The following is a 19,249-nucleotide window of genomic DNA, read 5'->3' as shown; positions in this document are numbered from 1 at the left end:
AGACCATCAAATTCTTACAGGTTGATGGTCTACTTGTGATCGAGCGCATTTTTAAAAAAATACAGGCTACCCTTAAATTGTGACAGGTTCTGCTTTGGAGGAGAAAATACGTATAATTGTATTTAGCATATAAAATCAAAATTAAAAATGTTTCAATCATGTTATAAATATTAAAAAAGAGCGCATACTGTTTCTTTTTAGTAAGATTATCTTTATAATGCGCACTAGATGATTTTTTTTAGAGGAAAATTATACTTCTAGGTTAGGGAAGGAAATGGATATATGAAAAAAATGATGTTTATATTAATAACCGGACTAATGGCCGTTGTTTTAGCAGCATGTGGAGGAAATGAAGAAGGTAAAGAAGCTAAAAATGGTGATAAAGCAAAAACAGCGGAAACCGCTCAGCAGAAGGAACAGCAAAAGCAAATGGAAGAAATGCAAAAGAAACTAGAAGCACAGCAAGTAGATGAAAAGAAAATTGTTGCCATAGTGAATGATAAAGAAATTTTAGGAAGCGACTATAATAGCGCTTTAGCATATACACAATCACAAATGCAGCAAATGGGACAAGATCCGACTTCTAAAGAGGCTGCAGACCAAGTCAAAAACCAAACAATTGACAGCTTAGTCGGACAAACTCTTCTTCTTCAGGACGTAGATAAAAAAGGCTATAAAGTTTCAGAGGCAGATATTAATAAGCAGCTGGACGAACTTAAAAAACAGTTTAAAACAGAAAAAGAATTCGAAGCCGCTCTTAAAAAATCCGGCATGGATATGAAAACACTTAAAACTCAAATAGCTGACGATATTAAAATTAAACAGTACGTTGAGCAAGAAGTGCCGGCTGGTGAAATAACAAATGAAGAAATTCAAAAAACGTATGATCAATATGCGGAACAAGGAAAGAGTACTGGTCAAGAAATTCCAAAGCTTGAAGAAGTAAAACCGCAAATCGAACAATCTCTTCAACAGCAAAAACAGCAGGAAAAACTCGCTCAGCATGTTGAAGTGTTAAAGAAAAATGCGAAGATTGATATTAAGATTTAAGATATTACACACAAAATGAACAGCTCAAGGGGGGCAAATGTCCCTTCAAACAAAAAGAAGATGAATCTCTACAAAAAGTAGTGTTCATCTTCTTTTTTATTCACTTAATTCAGTGTCATATATGAGGCTCTTTAGTTTGCACTCGTACACGTTAGGTTATTAAATAATTGTTTTTTTAGCATCCGCTATATTTCTGACAGTGGATTTAACTATTGCTCGTAGGGTCATTTTCAACCTCTGTTTTTTTGGTACCTTTACTTATATAAGGTTTTGCACTCTTCTTTTTGTTTGCGCTAGATTGCCAACGATTCCAACCCTTCTTGTCTGTTCCTCTCCCTGTTCCACCTTTTCCCTTAGCTTTACTCATAAAATCACCTCATTATTATTCTAAGTTGAATTACCTATCTAGTTAGTTTTAGTCATTTTATTTGGTTATTAACCAAACGTATTGCACTAAATAACTGCCGTCCAGTCACCAATACTATTGTGTAGCAACAGTAACTCCCCCTCAAAACGGAACCCGTTACTTAAAATGGGGAGCTTTACGCATCAGTTTACATTAATACTATCATTCCTTAGAACGCACCATTTTCATTAGGGGAATTCTCCGGTATTGGTTGGCCAACATCCCACATTTCGACGATAAAGTCATCATAGAAGCGAAAGATGTGGACCACGGCTGCCCCTGGGTCATCTTGCTTTTGCTTTATGTGGGAATGAATCATAACATTATCCCCCTCTTCGACGACATGTTTTACTTGAAGGGTTTTATTTGGATTTTCTCCGGCGTTCTCTTCCATTGCAAGCATAAGTGATTCGGCATCCCCACGGAAATAGGGATTATGATGACGGAAATCTGGACTAACGTATCTACTATATGCCTCCCGCACTTCTCCCGTTGCAACTAGTTGCAAAAAAGAGACTGCCTTATCTTTCAGTGAATTGCTCATTATATATCATCCTTTTTATTAGTGATATTTATCATAGATCAGTCATTTTAATCTTTATGACAAAATCCTTTCCTAAAATGTGCCTGTACTCCATACTAGACCTTCTTTATTAATAAAGGTTAACATGGTTTACGGTTACTTGTCCCCATTTGGATTTCCAATCCTTTTTTATAATTCTTTGCTCATAAATGGCTATCCTTTCAGAAGACTCTGCAAAATAAGGAGTAGGCTTTACTTTTAATTTTAAAACGTCTTCTATTCCATGAGGAGCAGTTAGCATTATTGTATCATTGCTATCTAATTTTACTCCAATTGCAGTGGCGGTCTCCGGAAACTTTGATATTGCATCTACAGATGATATGTAAGGTGATATATTATTTACCTTATACATTCTCGCCTGATTCTTCACGGACCAGGGTATTCCAGGCGAAATTTCGAACAACTTTTGTTCCAGCTTCTTTTCGGTTGGTTCATCGGTATTTTTTGGGTCAAAGTAAATCACATCGACATCAGCTGAAGCGGTCCTCTTTGTGAATCTGTGCAATGTATCCCATATTTTTGAACGCACAAAGCCAGCACATATCCACCAATCAGGTAAATTTAATGACTGCGCCGTCTTTAAAACCTCCATCATCCATTCGTCTTCTAGAATAATTCGTTTGATATCTTCTTCATTTTTTAACATTGCGTCCTCCTAAAGTGTTTTAACTAGATTAGCGAATGGATGAATTTACTTAATCCTATAGTCACTTTAGCATTTTAAGCGAAAGCATTGCCCTTTTTCTTTGGAAAAAGTTTAGCAAACCAATATACTTACTATTAATACATAAGAAAGGAAGGGTGAGTAATGTGACAACTGCAACTGTTGCTTCAATTTGGAGATATCCGGTTAAATCAATGATGGGTGAGGAATTAAATGCTTGCGAAGTTACGGTAAAGGGCTTATTAGGCGACAGAGCCTATGGTGTAATCGACAATGAAACTGGGAAACTTGCTAATGCAAAAAATCCAAAAAAGTGGCCAAACATGTTTCAATATCGTGCCAAGTATATAGACCAGCCACAAAAGGATGCTGCAATTCCTCCTGTAAGAATTACTTTTCCGGATGGAAGATGGGTCGATAGTATTGATGAGAAAAAAGATAACTTGTTGTCAGAAAGTTTTAATCGTACTGTTCAATTATCGAGCCCATCGGCTATGGATGTGCAGTTCGAAGGATATATTCCTGAGGAAATTGAAGAACTTGATAATAAAGGCACAGTATTCACCAGAACTTCACCTGAAAACACGTTTTTTGACATTGATTTCGTTCACATCATTACAACTTCAACGATTAATTACTTAAGGAAGCTCGCACCAGATAGCAGGATTGAGCCGCGCCGGTTCAGACCAAACATTATTATTGAAGTTCCCAATGTTGAAGCTTTTGTTGAAAATGATTGGGTGGGGAAAACACTGACTGTTGGCGATGTTCAACTTAAAATTTCTCAAGAAACTAAGCGATGTGTAATGACTACATTAGCTCAGGGCGACCTGCCAAAAGATCCAAACGTACTAAGGTCGATTGTCAGAAATAATGCTGGGAGCTTGGGGGTATATGCTTCAGTAGTAAAACCCGGCAGTATAAAGATTGGAGACACCATTGAGATAGGTTAATACAGACATGGACCGATTTTCCTGTGGCTGGACTGCTGTATTGCAGTCCTTCTTTTGTTTTAGACACCACACTTTTAAGAAATGGAATTAGCAATTTCCACTAATATCTCGGGTGTAATTTCTTTTGATAGCTTTTTATTTATTCCAAGTATATATTGCCATTTGCCATATTCAAAAACAAGAAATCCTTGATTTATTAATTCCATATAGATAGCATTTTGGCCGTCTTTAAGTTTATATAATTTTTGATTGCCTTTATCTTTAAAATCAATTTTATTTTTCAGAGGCCTAATGGTAATTTTATAAAAATTCTCCGGCTTTTTTTCATTCAAATATTCTATTTCCAGGGAATCATTTGTCTTATGTGCTTTGTCATCCCAAAACCTTCCGAATTGGTGAGAGAATGGAATAGCAGGAATCATCAGTGGGAGTTTTACCTCTTCCTTGAAGTGTTTTTCACACTCACTAACTGCCTCTCCCACCGATTTATAGCCAATTTCTCTATAAAATTCTATTAATGGAGTCGGAGAATCTTTTGGTTTTGCACCTACTGTTGGAATAGTTTGCACGCTAAAAAAGGCACACAAAAACAGTAATATCACAGGAACCTTCCTGAACAATTTTATCACCCTAAATGTATGTTTAGTTTAGCTTGTCCAAGTTGATTTTAAATAATCCTCCAATATTCACTCATAAAAAAAGCCAAGTGGTTCTTCACTCGGATCTAGTAAAACAACTACTCAGCCAAAAAATCCAAAAAATTTCTTATTATTATGCTTTTTCTTTATTTTAATTATTTGACCTGCATATATTTTATCTGAACTAAAATTATTAAGTTCAATCAATTGTTCCAACGGGACATTATATAACTTTGCAATTTTTGAAAGAGTGTCACCCTGAGAAACCTTATAAATTTCATAGTTTTCTTTTAGAAACTCTGAATAATGTATAATATCTCCGGTTTCTCTTATAATCCCTCTATTTTCTAATACTTCAAGTATTCGCTTAGCTCGATTTCGATAGGAATGTTCTTGGACAGCCATTATTCCATTATCACGTATTTGTTGTCTATCTATATCATTATTTAAATAATATTGAATCTTGGATACTGTTTCGCTACTGTTGGATGAAACAATTAAATCTTGATCTGGTGTAAATTTTTCGCGAACTGCCGATGTATCCGTTGTTAATAAAACCCCGCCAGAACCAAGAATTTCAAAAGTGCGCATAGTAAGTTGTGATCTGGCATTTTGCAATCCAATAACGATTTTGGCAGAATTATAGACTTTATATGCATCCCTGTAGTCCAAATAGCCATGAATCCAATCAGTTGGAATGTCTGTTCCTATATATTCCCCCATTTTGTTCCAATGCTTCCCCCAAAAATCAACACGAATTCCATCATTGATAAGTGGCCTTATTAATGTGTTTAAGGCCTCCAAACGGAACGCATTTGGATTTTCTTTGAAATATCTAGGGTAAGCATTCGCTACTACCGCTATATCACAACAAAAGTTATCCAATGGTTGTACCGGGAAATGCACACTCGGATGGTACGCAAATTCTAAATGATCCGCCTTGAAACCTAGTTCCTCATATTTTTTACATAATGAAGGTGTAACTGTAAAAACGAAATCCGGTTTAATAGCATTAATAAGAGGTATTGTAAAATGTTCAGTGTGTAAAGGGTCTTCAGTTGCCCAATAAACGAGCGGTATTTTTGTTTTCTTGATAGCCTTTCGGATCCACCGCCACTTTTCTTTAGAGTGTTCGGTTGTCCATCCCACAGATATGATTAAATCTGGCTTAAACAAATCTATCATTTCTGAAATATTCTTCTTACTTAATGGCCCAGAAATCATTACCGTATGACCTTCTTCTTTAAAACCATTAGGTAAACCATAAATCCACATTGGGTGACTTTCTAGAAATAAAATCTTCAAAAGCTATCATCCCTTTTTATTAAACTTTCTCCTATTAATATGTGAATGATTAAAAGCTTGTCACGGTATTAGTCTATGAATAATAAATTATAGAAAACCTGCCTATTAAGGAATATCCCGCTCCAATAAGAACTAAATTGTTTTAAACTTCTTTACACATTCTTCTTGCACTAAATTGCCACGTTTATTCAATAACGAATTTAACAAAAAAGTGCGAAAATCCTCATTGGATCATTCGCACACGTTAGTTATATAGGATGCTTTACAATCTGGAAAATTACTTACAAAAAGTATTATTCTAATAATCCAGCCAAGTGTTAATGGTGTCCTTAAAACCGTGATCTTTCCAAGCTGTAATAGCGTTCATTTCTCCAACTTGTAAAACTATTTCTTGAAATAACATATCCCCCAAAAAGTATGCCAATCGAGGAAAACCAAAAGTTTTTCCTCCATTAATGGAGAACCACTCACGAAAAATTTCTTGCGGGGAACATTCTGCAAGACCTTTTGCAAACTCAAATTGAATTTCCTCTTTGTGGGATGATGCAAATGCCAACCATTCATCACCATTATCATCGTAAGAAAAATATATGGAAGAAGACAGTCCAGGTGATGTTATCCTTGAAAAATGTGTAGCCGCCCCTTCTTGAAATAGCCAGGTAAGAGGACTATTCCAATCCACTTTCGACCAGTCATTTCCCGCTTTATCTGAAATAATATTATGAGTAACGTGTCCTAATTCGTGTGCAATAATGGCTCGTAAATGACTACTTTCTGGCGATAATTTTTCTAACGCAAAAGTCACATTAGGTATTATTTGTTTGTGTGTATAGGCATTAGAACCAAAACCACCAACGATTAGATATACATCAATAGGAAAATTAACCTGATACATACTCAAATAATTGTACTCTACTTCTTTTATAATGGTAACAATTTCGTTGTGGATTAACTGGATGGAAGTGAAGACTTGAGGATACCTTGTTATCGACTGAATATGCCTTTCTTCAGTGTCTTTGCAATGATATAAAAAATACTCCCTGAAGATCTCTGGAAAATTCATATAGTAGCTCCGTAAAAAATTTATAGAAGGTTGATAGTTTTCCAAAAAATACGGTACTGTATCGATTATTCTCAAAAAAATCCTCCTATTCACATAAGTAATCGCAATAGCAAACTTTAATTAATAATGGCATGGTTATTCAAGTTAATTTTACCATTACGATCTAAGTTTCTCTTTAACTGCCCCGGTTAGCCATCCATGAAGCGCAAAACCGGCCCAACCAATATTCATGATGCCACCGTGAAAAAATTCATTTAAAATATTTTAAATGGACAATAATAATACATAGTTCCCCTATCCAACTAAATTCTTCAAAATTTGCATGCAATAATGATTCCAAGTGTTCTAACCCTAGAAGTGAAAAAAGGTTTTCTGTACTGAGCAGAAAACCTTTTTCGTTCCATTGGAGTATTCTATTTATTAGAAAGTTATTTTCCAGGATTTTGAAGTCTACCTGGATTATCTGGTCTACCAGGACTTTCTGGTTTACCGGGTTTATTTGGCTTGCAAGGTTTGCCTGGATTTTCTGGCTTACCAGGTTTGTCAGGTTTACCTGGCTTGCATAGTTGATCTGCCCATGTGATTGTATAGGTTAACGTGGAAATGCCATCAGTTCCTGTTGTAATGATTTCTGTTTTCCCAGTTGAATGTACGATTTCAACTGTTGCACCAAGTTGACCTGGCTCTGCTACTATGTTTTCAGTTGGGTCAGCATATATGGTGTAGTTTAATTTACCTGGTTGGAAGTCTTCAATTCCTTTACCATCAATGTTAATCGCTCGTAAGGTTGCGTCTGTTTCAGGTACCGGGATTTTGTAAAGCTCACCACCAAGTGCATAATAAATGCTTCCATCAACCCCGACGGTCATGCTGTTCATGAAATCCTCTACAAGCACTTTGTAATCTAGTGTTTTAGGATCAATCACAATCAGGCTGCGTGATAATGTTGTATAGAGCATGCCATCTGGTCCCCATTTAAGGCGATAAGGAACCCATTTACTGCTATTGTATAAACTTGGCCGTATAACTTTACTATCCACCACTTCATAGGTTTCAGGATTCATTTTAAAGATTGTTCCCTCAACGGCACCCCATAAGAATCCATCTGGTCCGATTGATAAATCACCTATCATTCGAGGTGTTACATCAATTCCCGGGATTTTCGGTGTGAACTCCGCAATCTTTTCACCTTTTTCAACATCCCAAACAAAGATTTTTGCTTCATCTGCTTTAGGATTTATTCCTAATCCACCCCAGACAGATGTTCCTCCAAATAGCTTTCCATCGTGGTAGGCCAAGCTAATAATACTTTGATCCTGAACGACATTTCTCTGCTGAGACCATTCATCTGTTTCAGAATCATAGATAGCCAGAGCTCCGCCTAAGACACCATAGTCAGGGATTGTTCCAACAAACAGCTTATTTTCACCTGATGTGATGGCAAAAGGGCGGTCTTGTTCATCTTTTATATCATATTCAAGCTTTGGATTGCTATTTAAATCTACTGGCTTTGTTGAATCATAGCTGTACATAATAGCCCCTACATATGTTCCAAAGTAAACGGTATCGTCCATGAATCCAATTCCCTCTGGCTGGGCAAACGAAGAAACATTCACTTCGACTTCATCAGTGAACGGATTATATACACTCATGCCACGCTGATATCCGCCCATATAAAGCTTTCCGTCCGGACCGGATTCAAGGGATTGAATCGCTACCGCAGTTGCGGCGAGGTCTAACATGACGAAGGAGAACTCATTTGTTTCTGGATGATAGAGCATATATTCGCCATACTGTGTCACCATCGCCAATACTGTTTTGCCAGTAGATAACGTAAGCCAAGCCATATCCTTTACCCGTGGAGTATCCGGAAGAACTGGAAGTCCCTCAATTAATGTTTCTTTATTTTCATTCAGATCATATTTGTACAATTGTGTTCCTTTTTTATAATAAATCATATTGGGCTGATTCGGATCAGGTTCAGATATCATATTGCTAAACTCGAACGAACCTTCAACTTCCATTGTCTCTGGATCAATGACAAGCATATTGATGGTTGAAACGGCAACAAGAAGCTTCCCATTCACAACCCAGATATCTTGAATGATTCCATTTTCACCAGACTGTCCTTCGATTAGTAGCTCCTCTTTTTCACCAGTATGGCGATTAATTTTATATAGATGCTTCGTTGTTCCAATTCCAACGTAAATATAATCACCATCAACAGCTACTCCACGTGCATAATCCTGATTAGTGACACTACTAAAGTCTTTGAATTGGCCTGTGTTGATATCATATTCGAAAATTCCAGCGCCTGGGTATGTAGCGCCATAAATCTTACCATCTTCCGTCGCTTCAATATCCCAGACCCAGGCAGCAGAAGGATTGGCTCCTAGGTATTCAACTGTTTTTAGTTCAGGAACATAACGATATAATTTTCCATCTGAAGTACCCGCAAAGTATACATTTTTATCAGGGCCAATGGCCATCGCCCATACGGCTTCTGTGTTATCAATAACTTTAGAAAATTTAAGTTTCCCTGTTTCTGCGTCTAGTACCGAGAAAGTTCCTGGGTGGCCGTTTGAATGATAGTATACTTCATTCTCACCCAAACTATTTTTTTGAATAGCTCCCGCTTGTCCCAGTTGAACATGGACCATCTCGCCAAGATTAACCGGGTCGACATATTCACGGTCTAATTGGGAATCATCTTTTACTTTTTTGAATGTAACATCGTCAAAATAGACTTCTGTGAAACTAATACCTCCAGAATAGAATGCCAGTCTTGCATATGCTGCATTCTCTGGAACAACACTAAATACTTTTAAATCAATCCACTCATTTTTCGGCAAGTTACCGTTAAGTTCCCTATGGTCCGTAATTTTCTTATCAGCTTTATCAAAATAACGAATTTCGGTCACGACATTATGTGACTGGCTTAGCACATTAGAAAAGACGGTCAATAAATAGGAGGCACCAGGCTCAACAGCAATTTTATCACTTAAAACACTAACACCCGCTTTGTCTGTTGTATCGTGTAAGTGTAAACTTTGCACTCCTGTACGAACACGTTCTGAACTAACTTGAATGCCTGGTCCTTCAAACTCTGAGTTCCAACCTGTTATGTTACCATCCGACACTTTATCTTCAAAGCCTGGATTCACCACTTCTTTGTTAATATCTTCTGTTGGTGGTTCTTCAATGGAAGTACCTTCAATTGTTACATCATCAAAATACGCTTCCGTAATGGAAATATGACCGGAGTTAAAGCGCAGTTCGACTTTGGTTGCACCATCAGGAACCTCAAAAGGAACTTGTATTTCAGTCCATTTGTTTGTTCCTAAAACAGCTGAACCGAAGTTAATAAATGTAGCTGTTCCAACCCTAAGATTGTCATCATTGAAATAATGAACCTCAAAACCAATACTATGTGATTGGCTGACTACATTTACATATGCTTTCGCTATATATGACTCTCCTGCTGTTACAGAAATCTTTTCACTCGTTACTTGTAAATTGCCTCCCGGGTTACTGCTATTTGAATCTTTAAGATATAAACTTTTATTTCCAGTGCGGGATTTTTCTTCGCTGAATGCGATACTTGTGGACGGATTTCGAGTTACGAGACTCCAGCCTGGAAATACGACTTCCGCTTCAAATGATGCGTTTACCGGCAGTGTTTCTGTAGAATCCAAATCACTTACAATTCTCACATCATCAAAGTAAGCTTCAGTTATAGAAGGATTCCCCGAATTGAACCGAAGCTCAGCCTTAGTTGCCCCTTCGGGAACTGTGAATGGCACACTGATTTCAGTCCATTGATTTGTTCCTAAGACTGCTGCCTGGAAGTTAATAAATGTTACTGATCCAACCTTATTATTCTCATTATTAAAATAATGAACCTCATATCCTATACTATGAGATTGTTTAACAACATTAACAAATGCTTTCGCTGTATAAGACTGTCCTGAATTAACAGGTATTTTTTCACTCGTTACTTGCAAATTACCACCAGTATTGCTGCTATTAGAATCTTTAAAATGTAAGCTTTTGTTCCCGGTATTTGCCCTTTCATTACTGATAGCAAAACTTGTGGATGAATTATTTGTGACAAGGCTCCACCCAGGAATGACCACCTCTTCAAACCCAGCATTCAAAACCGCCCCGGCCATAGCACTGGTACCTATTGCTTGTGAATTTGAAAAAGGAGCAAGTAAACTAAAAACAAGAGTAAAACAGAAAAAAAGCGCAGACCGTCTTTTCAATTTTTGTTTCTTCATTATTGACCTCCCCATTTTTAAATAAATTGACCGATACACCAGTGAATCTCTCCCCCTCTTCGAACGTTTGCAGAACATTGTACTAAGTCCTCAATTAAATAAGATAGCTCTCCATTTCCCGGTCTCGTCCTCCTAAACTTTCTCATTAATAGACAAGATTCCTGCTAATACGTACTGACGGGAATATGACCGTAAATAAATAGAGTAATAAGGAGCAGGAATGATGACCTAGATCCTCACAAACTACATGTGAATAAAAAAAATAACCTCCCATCTTAAGTGATAGGAAGGCTATGAATATTTTTAGATTTTATGATTTTCCAACTAACACTAATATTTTATAAGCCTGAGTCAGTAACTAATCTTCTATCCTGCTCAACTGGTTTGAACCGCTAACCTACTAGTTGTAAAAATGATCCGAATTAACTCAAGTTACTTAAAGAAGAATGAGGCGAGAATAAATCCTATAATGATTACAAGAATAAGCACCCCAGTGCCTTTCCAACCCAAACTGCCTACTAAATCCACAAAACTACCACTGTTTAATCTATTAAAACCATCGTTCACATTACCCATTGGATTTCTTTTCAGTTCTTCTTGTCTTAATCTCTCTCTAATTTGTTCAGGAGTTTCTTTATTATCTTGCATGCCCCATCCCCCGGATAACAATATTTTTTTATTCAATAAGAGCTTCAAAATAAAATGGTACATACTCCTTCCTAAATCAACTCATCCGTATATTTAATAAGATTTACTAATAGACTAAAAGTCCGCTTCCTTTCCTCATTAATTAGTCCCTTAGTTTTTCAAGACGGGAAGTATTCCATTGGTTCAGTACATTGAACATATCCATTTTTCTTGTAATAATTAATAGCTTCCTCACTCGGCCAAACAATTGCAAACTCATATTTATTCTCTTTAATCCAATGGTTTATTGAACTTAATACTTTACTTCCAATGCCTGCATTTCTATATTCAGGAATGGTGTACACATTTGTCATATACAAAAACGGATGAGTCACTCTCCCCGGTCTCGGCACTTTTTGTATTACTTCTATGTATATATGCGAAACTATTTTCTTATGGTCTTCTGCCACCCAAATGAACCACTGATTACTATTTAGAGCATTCTCTAAAAATGTTTGACATTCCTTTTCAAACTCTTCAAAGGACTCATCCTTCTTGCTCTCATCAAATTCAATGGTATTATCCCATCTCATTTTAATTAACTGCTTAATATCTCTTAGTTCCGCAAGTCTGATATTCACTTATATCACCTCTTATATTTCTTTGTTTGTAAAACTGCTGCTCCCTCTGCTTATTAAGAAATTCTCCCGGTTATTATTACTAAACTAATACAAATAGACGTTATTATTTCATTCAGCTTTATCCCCCACTCTCTCTATATATTTTATTTATGCTTTTTATGAATTAGGATCCGTTTTGGTTTAATAAAGAGCTTCCATAAAAAGGGTGCTAAATCCTTCTTAATAAAAATGTTTTCTTAAAACCTCCTCAAAACAAAGAGACCAAACCGCTAGGCAATTTGGTCCAGAACTTAATTATTATTGTTTTTTAAAAAGGCAGGTAATCTTTAGCCCAAACGGATTTTAAGTTTTTCACAAATATAGCTGCCTACCTGATCCGTGGTAGCCTTTCCGCCTAAATCAGGTGTAACCATTTCTTTTTCCTGAAGGACATCTTCCATCGCGTCAATTATTGCTCTTGCAGCTTCGGTTTGGCCAAAGTGGTCCAGTATCATGCTGGTGCACCAAATCGACGCAATTGGATTGGCAATGCCTTTTCCTGCGATATCTGGTGCGGAACCATGGACCGGCTCGAACATCGAAGGGTATTTTTTTTCAGGATTGATATTTGCTGAAGGCGCAATTCCCAGCCCACCAACAATTGCTGCGCCTAAATCAGTCAGGATATCGCCGAAAAGATTGGAGGCAACTACAACATCGAATGTTTCCGGCTTGCTGACAAAAAAAGCAGCCAGTGCGTCGATATGTACAGTACTCCTTCCCACATCAGGATACTCCTGGCCAATCCGTTCGACATACTCATCCCAAAATGGCATCGTGTGATTAATGCCGTTGGATTTTGTGGCAGCTGTTACATGCTTTTTCCCGCCGCGCTTTTGTGAAACATCATAGGCATATCGTAAAACCCTTTCAACACCTTTCCTGGTAAAAACACTGTTCTGGATCGCCATATCCATATCGGTGCCCTGATACATCCGGCCGCCGATGCTGGAATACTCCCCTTCGTTATTTTCACGGATTACAATGAAATCAAGATCATCACAGGTTTTTCCTGCAAGCGGTGAGGTAATTCCTTTTAGCAATTTGATTGGGCGTATATTTATATATTGTTCGAATTGGCGCCTGATCGGCAAAAGCAGCCCCCACAGAGAAACATGATCTGGCACACCTGGATAGCCGACAGCCCCAAGGAAAATCGTATCAAACGCTTTTAAGATATCCAAGCCATCATCCGGCATCATCTTCCCATGCCTGGCATAATACTCGCAGCTCCAGTCAAATTCTTTATAGGAAAAAGATAGGCCTCCGTGGAGCGAGGAAACCGTATCCAATACTTTCTTGCCTTCCCTTACAACATCGACCCCGATTCCATCTCCAGGAAGCAGGGCAATAGAATACTTCTCCATAGTTATCTCCTACTCAAATGTTTTAGAAGTTAACACTTCGGGGTTGCCAATATAAGCTGGTTTTTTACCATTCAGCACGTTTATGACATTTTCGGCTACTGTTCTTGCCATGATTTGGTTGCATTCCACGGTTGTTCCCCCAACATGTGGAGTAGCTACAACATTGGGAAGAGTTAATAATAGCAAATCTTTTGGAGGCGGCTCCGGATCGAACACATCCAAACCAGCTCCTGCCAATTGGCCTGCCTTCAAGGCATCATACAGATCGGTTTGATTAACGACCGCACCTCTCGCTGTATTGACCAAATAGGCTGTGGGCTTCATTTGGGAAAACAGCTTTTTATCTATGGAATACTTGGTATGCTGATTTAATGGAATATGGAGGGAAACAAAGTCCGACTCACGGAAAACTTCGTCCATATTGGTTGCTATCTTTATGCCGATTTCGTCTGCATACCCATGTTTTTCCGGTTTATATTCCCTGACCCAAGCGGTAACATCCATATCAAATCCCAGTTTCATGCGTTTTGCCACTTCTTGTGCAATGTTACCAAACCCTATTAAACCGACCTTTTTCCCTTTCAGTTCATATGAAGGGATTTCCATTCTCGAGCCAAAGTTTCCTTCTTTCATATTTTCATGGAAGGGAATCATTGATTTCGCTAGAGCCATGATTAACATGACCGCATGCTCGGCGGTTGAAACCTTATTGACGGATGGAGCATGGAGCACGGGTATTCCTTTTTCGGTCGCATAAACAACGTCGATATTGTCCAGCCCGACACCTGCTCCTGAAATAACCTTTAATCCCGGACCAGCAGCGTCGATTACTTCGCGGGTAATTTTAGCTGGCGCCCTGAGGACAATTCCATCTACATTTTTTACCGCCTCGCATAAACGGGGAATATCATATTCATCTGTCCGGATGACCTCGGCTCCCTCATTCAACACCCTTTCCCCGTCTGGATGATACATCGACAGGATTTGCAATACTTTTGGCTTACTCATATTTTTTCCTCCCGAATCCTTAAACCCGAAGATTTTCAACAATCGTAGCAATTCCCTGACCGCCCCCGATACAAGCGGTTATCAACCCATACCTGGCACCGCGCCGTTCCAGCTCATTCATAATTTTAACTGTCAGGATTGCACCTGTACCGCCAATCGGATGCCCAAGTGCAATTGCCCCGCCATTGACGTTCAGCTTCTTTTGATCAACTCCAAGCTCCTTCACACAGGCCAGCGCCTGGGCTGCGAATGCTTCATTTAGTTCTATTAAATCTATATCATCTAATGTTAAGCCTGCAAGTTTAAGAGCTTTGAGAGTTGCTGGCACTGGCCCGATTCCCATAATTTCAGGAGCCACACCGACTGCTGCCTGTGAAACAATCCGAAGACGGGATTTGAGGCCGCGCTTCTCAGCTTCTTCTTCTGCCATAACAATAAGGGCCGCGGCACCATCATTCCGCCCGCTTGCATTCCCGGCTGTAACAGTACCGCCCGATTTAAATACAGGCTTCAACGAGCCAAGCTTCTCAAGGCTTGTCATCCTCGGGTGTTCATCTGTGTCAAAAACAATTATATCTTTTTTATGCTTGATTTCATAAGGAACAATCTCGTCTTTAAATTTGCCGGCTGAGATTGCCTCAGCAGCTTTTTGCTGGCTGTGGAGAGCAAATTCATCCTGTTCTTCGCGGCTGATGGAGTACCGCTCGGCAAGGTTTTCCGCAGTTAACCCCATCGTTAAATTTCCATACACTTCGATTGGCTGTGCTCTCGGCTGGCTTTCTGTATTGGGGTCGACTAGTTCTGCATTTCCGGCCCCATAACCGTATCGAGCTTTACGCAAATAATAGGGAGCTGTACTCATGCTCTCTGCACCGCCTGCTAAAATTACATCGGATAACCCGCACATAATTTGTTGTGCCGCATTATTGATAGCCTGCAGCCCTGAACCGCATTGGCGGTGTACAGTGTAACCGGGAACCTCAATCGGTATCCCTGCCCGAAGCAGCGCTAGGCGTGCCAAGTTAGGTACATCTGAACTTTGCTTGGCATGGCCCCAAACCACTTCGTCTACATTTACTTCATCTATATTAGATCTTGTTACTGCTTCCCGCATGACTTTCCCTGATAAAAAATCAGCTTCTACATCCTTTAACGCTCCGCCCATTCTTCCGATTGCTGTACGGACACCATCAATGATTACGACATTTCTCATTTCCAACCCCACCTATTTTAAGAACTCGCGTTTTAGTTCATTGGCAATAATATTCCTTTGAATCTGGCTTGTTCCTTCATAAATCTTCGTAATTCGGGCATCACGGTAAAATCTCTCAATCGGATAATCCCTCATATAGCCGATGCCCCCGTGAATCTGGACCGCTAAATCAGCAACACGGTTGTAGACTTCAGAACCGTACAGCTTAGCCATCGCCGCTTCCTTTACTACCCTCATTCCTTTATCCGCCATCCAGGCGACCCGATAGGTAATCGAACGGAGCAGTTCTATTTCCATCGCCATGTCTGCCAGCATGTGCTGGACTGCCTGCTGTTCGAAAATCGGCTTGTCAAACTGGGTCCGCTGCATCGCGTAATCCGTGCTCAGTTCCAGCAGTTTTTCACAGGAACCGAGATTTCTTGCTGCTAGTCCCGCGCGTCCGTTGGCAAGGATTTTCAAGGCATTGACGTATCCTTTTCCCTCTTCTCCCAGTACATTTTCAGCTGGAACCTCGCAATCTTCAAAAAATAGTTCAGCGGAATGTGAGCCGCGCAGACCCATCTTCTTCTCGACGTTTCCTACTATGAATCCTGGAAAATCTTTTTCTACGATAAAGGAGGTAATACCCTTGGCACCCTTGCTTGGGTCCGTTACTGCCATTACCGTGAATACGTGGCCGCAAACGGCATTGGTAATATAATGTTTGGAGCCATTCAGAATGTATTTATCGCCTTTTTTAACAGCTTTTGTTTTTAAATTGGCTGCATTCGACCCGGCACTCGGTTCTGTTAATGCGAATGCACCTATCCACTCACCGCTCGCCATTTTCGGCAGGTACTTTTCTTTTTGTTCGTTCGTGCCTAGCTCGACAATTCCTACAGAACCGATTCCTGTGTGAGCCCCAATTAATGTCGTATAGCCGTTATGGGTCATTCCCAATTCTTCATATATCGCGCATTTGCCGACCATATCGAGCCCAAGTCCGCCGTATTCTTCCGGGATGCTCAGCCCGAAAAGCCCCATTTCCTTAGATGCTTCTACAATATGTTCTGGAATTTCATCGTTGTCCTCGATTTCCATTGCTACTTTTTCTACTTCCCCTTGAACAAAATCATGAACAGCCTTTTTTAAAAGCTGGATATCTTCTGAAAATGTAAAATCCATTTATACTTCCCCCTATCTCCCCTGAAAGTTTGGCTGCCTTTTTCCCAGGAATGCCTCAGTTCCCTCACGTTTATCATCTGAGCCCATTAATAATGCCTGGGACAGCTTTTCGAGGTAAAGAGCTGTTTCCATATCAATATCGGCGCCGCGGTTCACAGCAGCTTTTGCCAGCCTTAGCGCAAGTGGTGCCTTCCTCGATAATTTATTTGCATATTCCTTTGCAGTTTCAAGTAAGACTTCGGGCGGCACTGCCCTGCTGACAAGGCCTATTCTTTGGGCTTCTTCAGCAGTAAGAATATCGCCTGTTAAAATAAGCTCCATTGCTCTCCCTTTTCCGATGATCCGGGTAAGCCTTTGTGTTCCCCCGGCACCAGGGATAATCCCCAATCCCGCTTCTGGCAGGCCAACCTTCGCATTCAGTGAGGCAACTCGGATATCACAGGCCAACGCTAGCTCGAGCCCTCCACCTAGAGCAACCCCGTTAATTGCTGCAATGGTCGGTTTTTCATAGTCTTCGATTTTACGATAAGTGGCGGTCATATTCGGCTGAAGCGCTTCAATCATCGTCCGCTTATTCAACTGGGAAATGTCCGCGCCGGCGGCAAACGACTTTTCACCTGCCCCGGTAAAGATGACAACACGAATGTCCTGGCTGCTGCGCCATACGTCTAAAGCTTTTTCTATTTCATGCAGTGTATCTAAATTTAATGCATTCCTCAGTTCGGGCCGATTTATAACAATCCAGCCGATATGCTCTTCCTGGCGGGCTAGGATATTGGTAAATTCCATTTCCTCAACACCTCTTTGAAATTGAAATTGTTGCAGTTCCCCTAATCAACACTCATGGTTTTAAGCTTTTCAGATACCGTAAACTCGGCCTCTGTTAGTGCCCTTATTTCCTCGAGACTTGAATCAGAGGCGATCTCCTCTAAAATCAATTCTCCCTGTTCAATGCGGAAGACCGCTTTTTCTGTGACGATCATCTCGGCGCTTTGTATCCCGCTTGTTGGGTAAGTAAGCTTTTTTACTATTTTAGGCGAGTTGTTCTTGGTAACATGCGTAATTGCAATGATGATTCGCTTCGCACTCGCAACGAGGTCCATGGCTCCTCCTACACCGAGAATGTCCTCTCCCGGTACAGCCCAGTTGGCAACTTCACCCGTTCCGCTGACCTGAAGCGCACCCATTACCGCGGTATCCACATGACCGCCGCGAATCATCACGAATGAATCCGAGCTTGAAAATATCGATGCCCCCACCCCAGCTGTTATCGGGTGTTTACTCGCACTAATTAAATCCATATCAATCTGATCTTTTGGCGGTGTCGGGCCCATCCCTAACAATCCGTTTTCAGACTGAAGATAAATCCCGCTGTCCGGTTTTAAATAATTTTGAATCAGAGTCGGAATCCCGACCCCAAGATTCACAACAGTTCCTTCATGCAGTTCACGGGCAATCCGTTTCGCTATTCTAATCCGGTATGCTTGCAGCTGATTTTTATCCGTTGCGTTCAACATACACGCCTCCTACCTTTTCATACCGTTCATTCATGACAACGATGTCCACATAAGCATGTGGGGTAACAACCTGTTCCGGGTCAAGCGAACCCGCTTCTACAATCTCATCCACCTCGGCTATCACAAGGTTTGCAGCAGTTGCCATCATCGGATTGAAGTTCCGTGCCGTTTTTGAATAAACCAGATTGCCAAGCGTATCAGCTTTAGCTGCTTTAATTAACGCTACATCCGCCTTAATTCCTCTCACAAAAATAAACCGTTCGCCGTCAAAAACTCTTTCTTCCTTTCCTTCAGCAAGCTTTGTCCCGACCGCTGTTTTCGTATAGAAACCGGCAATCCCGGCACCGCCTGCCCGAATGGCTTCAGCCAATGTTCCCTGAGGAATCAGTTCTATTTCCAGTTCTCCGCTCTTCCACGCTTTTACTGCATCACGGTTGGAGGTAAAATACGATCCAACCGCTTTTTTTACATGTTTTGAGAGTAATAGCTTTCCCAGGCCCTTTCCAGCCTCGCCAAGATTATTGCTGATGATGGTAAGCTCCCTCGCATGGTCTGATTCCGCTATCATATCAATCAGCGTAAATGGTGTGCCGCAAAGGCCAAAGCCGCCAACCAGTACCCGGTCACCCTGCTTGATCCAATTGATAGCATCCTTAGCCGATCGGAGTTTTTCACACTTAAGCGTTTTGCTCATCGTTCGCCCTCCATTTTGTAAAACTTATAAGCCTAGT

Annotated in this window: 18 protein-coding genes; 2 read left to right on the top strand and 16 right to left on the bottom strand. The window is 40.1% G+C overall.

From position 1 onward, the window contains the following. The first annotated feature begins 282 nt into the window (after positions 1-282). Complete coding sequence (locus TY16_RS18310) at positions 283-1,050, top strand: SurA N-terminal domain-containing protein (RefSeq protein WP_043933251.1); 768 nt, start codon at positions 283-285, stop codon at positions 1,048-1,050. 205 nt (positions 1,051-1,255) lie between these two features. Here TY16_RS18310 and TY16_RS25855 read toward each other — a convergent pair whose 3' ends face one another. The 3 genes from TY16_RS25855 to TY16_RS18300 form a co-directional block, all read right to left on the bottom strand. After that, positions 1,256-1,417, bottom strand: a complete 162-nt coding sequence (locus TY16_RS25855) for a DUF3934 domain-containing protein (RefSeq protein ID WP_081773033.1) — start codon at positions 1,415-1,417, stop codon at positions 1,256-1,258. A 208-nt stretch (positions 1,418-1,625) separates the two neighbouring features. Continuing rightward, positions 1,626-2,000, bottom strand: a complete 375-nt coding sequence (locus TY16_RS18305; RefSeq protein WP_043933250.1) for a nuclear transport factor 2 family protein — start codon at positions 1,998-2,000, stop codon at positions 1,626-1,628. Positions 2,001-2,109: 109 nt separating this feature from the next. Beyond that, complete coding sequence (locus TY16_RS18300) at positions 2,110-2,685, bottom strand: nucleotidyltransferase family protein (RefSeq protein ID WP_043933249.1); 576 nt, start codon at positions 2,683-2,685, stop codon at positions 2,110-2,112. 164 nt (positions 2,686-2,849) lie between these two features. Between TY16_RS18300 and TY16_RS18295 the strand changes: the two genes are divergently transcribed. Beyond that, the gene (locus TY16_RS18295) at positions 2,850-3,656 is read left to right on the top strand and encodes an MOSC domain-containing protein (RefSeq protein ID WP_081773032.1); all 807 of its coding nucleotides are present in this window, start codon (positions 2,850-2,852) and stop codon (positions 3,654-3,656) included. 74 nt (positions 3,657-3,730) lie between these two features. On the opposite strand, the gene TY16_RS18290 is transcribed toward TY16_RS18295, so the two are convergent. The 13 genes from TY16_RS18290 to TY16_RS18230 all read right to left on the bottom strand — a co-directional run bounded on the left by TY16_RS18290 (position 3,731) and on the right by TY16_RS18230 (position 19,212). After that, positions 3,731-4,258 carry a hypothetical protein gene (locus TY16_RS18290; RefSeq protein WP_155922281.1) on the bottom strand — a complete coding sequence of 176 codons (528 nt, stop codon included), beginning with the start codon at positions 4,256-4,258 and terminating at the stop codon, positions 3,731-3,733. Between the two features lie 138 nt (positions 4,259-4,396). Next, positions 4,397-5,599: a glycosyltransferase family protein gene (locus TY16_RS18285; RefSeq protein ID WP_043933248.1), complete on the bottom strand. Its 1,203-nt coding sequence runs from the start codon at positions 5,597-5,599 to the stop codon at positions 4,397-4,399. 298 nt (positions 5,600-5,897) lie between these two features. After that, on the bottom strand, positions 5,898-6,737 hold the full coding sequence (locus tag TY16_RS18280; protein WP_043933247.1) for a hypothetical protein: 840 nt from the start codon (positions 6,735-6,737) through the stop codon (positions 5,898-5,900). Between the two features lie 353 nt (positions 6,738-7,090). After that, positions 7,091-10,942 (bottom strand): carbohydrate binding domain-containing protein, encoded by a 3,852-nt coding sequence (locus TY16_RS25370; protein ID WP_052342791.1) that lies wholly within the window; start codon positions 10,940-10,942, stop codon positions 7,091-7,093. Between the two features lie 432 nt (positions 10,943-11,374). Continuing rightward, complete coding sequence (locus TY16_RS18270; RefSeq protein WP_043934829.1) at positions 11,375-11,590, bottom strand: DUF6366 family protein; 216 nt, start codon at positions 11,588-11,590, stop codon at positions 11,375-11,377. Between the two features lie 158 nt (positions 11,591-11,748). Next, positions 11,749-12,210 (bottom strand): GNAT family N-acetyltransferase, encoded by a 462-nt coding sequence (locus TY16_RS18265; protein WP_052342790.1) that lies wholly within the window; start codon positions 12,208-12,210, stop codon positions 11,749-11,751. 326 nt (positions 12,211-12,536) lie between these two features. Continuing rightward, complete coding sequence (locus TY16_RS18260) at positions 12,537-13,616, bottom strand: tartrate dehydrogenase (protein ID WP_043933246.1); 1,080 nt, start codon at positions 13,614-13,616, stop codon at positions 12,537-12,539. Positions 13,617-13,625: 9 nt separating this feature from the next. Continuing rightward, positions 13,626-14,624, bottom strand: coding sequence for a hydroxyacid dehydrogenase (locus TY16_RS18255; RefSeq protein ID WP_043933245.1), 999 nt, complete (start codon positions 14,622-14,624; stop codon positions 13,626-13,628). A 19-nt stretch (positions 14,625-14,643) separates the two neighbouring features. Then, entirely contained in the window at positions 14,644-15,837 is a 1,194-nt protein-coding gene (locus TY16_RS18250) for a thiolase family protein (protein ID WP_043933244.1), read from the bottom strand. 12 nt (positions 15,838-15,849) lie between these two features. After that, positions 15,850-17,001: an acyl-CoA dehydrogenase family protein gene (locus TY16_RS18245; protein WP_043933243.1), complete on the bottom strand. Its 1,152-nt coding sequence runs from the start codon at positions 16,999-17,001 to the stop codon at positions 15,850-15,852. Positions 17,002-17,013: 12 nt separating this feature from the next. After that, the gene (locus tag TY16_RS18240; RefSeq protein ID WP_043933242.1) at positions 17,014-17,790 is read right to left on the bottom strand and encodes an enoyl-CoA hydratase/isomerase family protein; all 777 of its coding nucleotides are present in this window, start codon (positions 17,788-17,790) and stop codon (positions 17,014-17,016) included. Between the two features lie 41 nt (positions 17,791-17,831). Further along, positions 17,832-18,518, bottom strand: a complete 687-nt coding sequence (locus TY16_RS18235; protein ID WP_043933241.1) for a 3-oxoacid CoA-transferase subunit B — start codon at positions 18,516-18,518, stop codon at positions 17,832-17,834. After that, positions 18,499-19,212, bottom strand: coding sequence for a CoA transferase subunit A (locus tag TY16_RS18230; protein WP_043933240.1), 714 nt, complete (start codon positions 19,210-19,212; stop codon positions 18,499-18,501). Before TY16_RS18230 ends, TY16_RS18235 begins: the two co-directional genes overlap by 20 nt. Positions 19,213-19,249 lie beyond the last annotated feature (37 nt).

The sequence above is a fragment of the Bacillus sp. EB01 genome (assembly GCF_000613125.1).
Lineage (GTDB): Bacteria > Bacillota > Bacilli > Bacillales > Cytobacillaceae > Bacillus_D.
Note: the sequence above shows the minus strand (reverse complement) of the source record. Positions and strands in the feature narration are given on the sequence as shown.

What these genes read in the sequence shown, in the direction of transcription:
- TY16_RS18260 (WP_043933246.1), bottom strand. Translation starts at nt 13,616, where the DNA reads ATGGAGAAGTATTCTATTGCCCTGCTTCCTGGAGATGGAATCGGGGTC.
- TY16_RS18310 (WP_043933251.1), top strand. Translation starts at nt 283, where the DNA reads ATGAAAAAAATGATGTTTATATTAATAACCGGACTAATGGCCGTTGTT.
- TY16_RS25855 (WP_081773033.1), bottom strand. Translation starts at nt 1,417, where the DNA reads ATGAGTAAAGCTAAGGGAAAAGGTGGAACAGGGAGAGGAACAGACAAG.
- TY16_RS18270 (WP_043934829.1), bottom strand. Translation starts at nt 11,590, where the DNA reads ATGCAAGATAATAAAGAAACTCCTGAACAAATTAGAGAGAGATTAAGA.
- TY16_RS18245 (WP_043933243.1), bottom strand. Translation starts at nt 17,001, where the DNA reads ATGGATTTTACATTTTCAGAAGATATCCAGCTTTTAAAAAAGGCTGTT.
- TY16_RS18230 (WP_043933240.1), bottom strand. Translation starts at nt 19,212, where the DNA reads ATGAGCAAAACGCTTAAGTGTGAAAAACTCCGATCGGCTAAGGATGCT.
- TY16_RS18300 (WP_043933249.1), bottom strand. Translation starts at nt 2,685, where the DNA reads ATGTTAAAAAATGAAGAAGATATCAAACGAATTATTCTAGAAGACGAA.
- TY16_RS25370 (WP_052342791.1), bottom strand. Translation starts at nt 10,942, where the DNA reads ATGAAGAAACAAAAATTGAAAAGACGGTCTGCGCTTTTTTTCTGTTTT.
- TY16_RS18255 (WP_043933245.1), bottom strand. Translation starts at nt 14,624, where the DNA reads ATGAGTAAGCCAAAAGTATTGCAAATCCTGTCGATGTATCATCCAGAC.
- TY16_RS18250 (WP_043933244.1), bottom strand. Translation starts at nt 15,837, where the DNA reads ATGAGAAATGTCGTAATCATTGATGGTGTCCGTACAGCAATCGGAAGA.
- TY16_RS18305 (WP_043933250.1), bottom strand. Translation starts at nt 2,000, where the DNA reads ATGAGCAATTCACTGAAAGATAAGGCAGTCTCTTTTTTGCAACTAGTT.
- TY16_RS18235 (WP_043933241.1), bottom strand. Translation starts at nt 18,518, where the DNA reads ATGTTGAACGCAACGGATAAAAATCAGCTGCAAGCATACCGGATTAGA.
- TY16_RS18240 (WP_043933242.1), bottom strand. Translation starts at nt 17,790, where the DNA reads ATGGAATTTACCAATATCCTAGCCCGCCAGGAAGAGCATATCGGCTGG.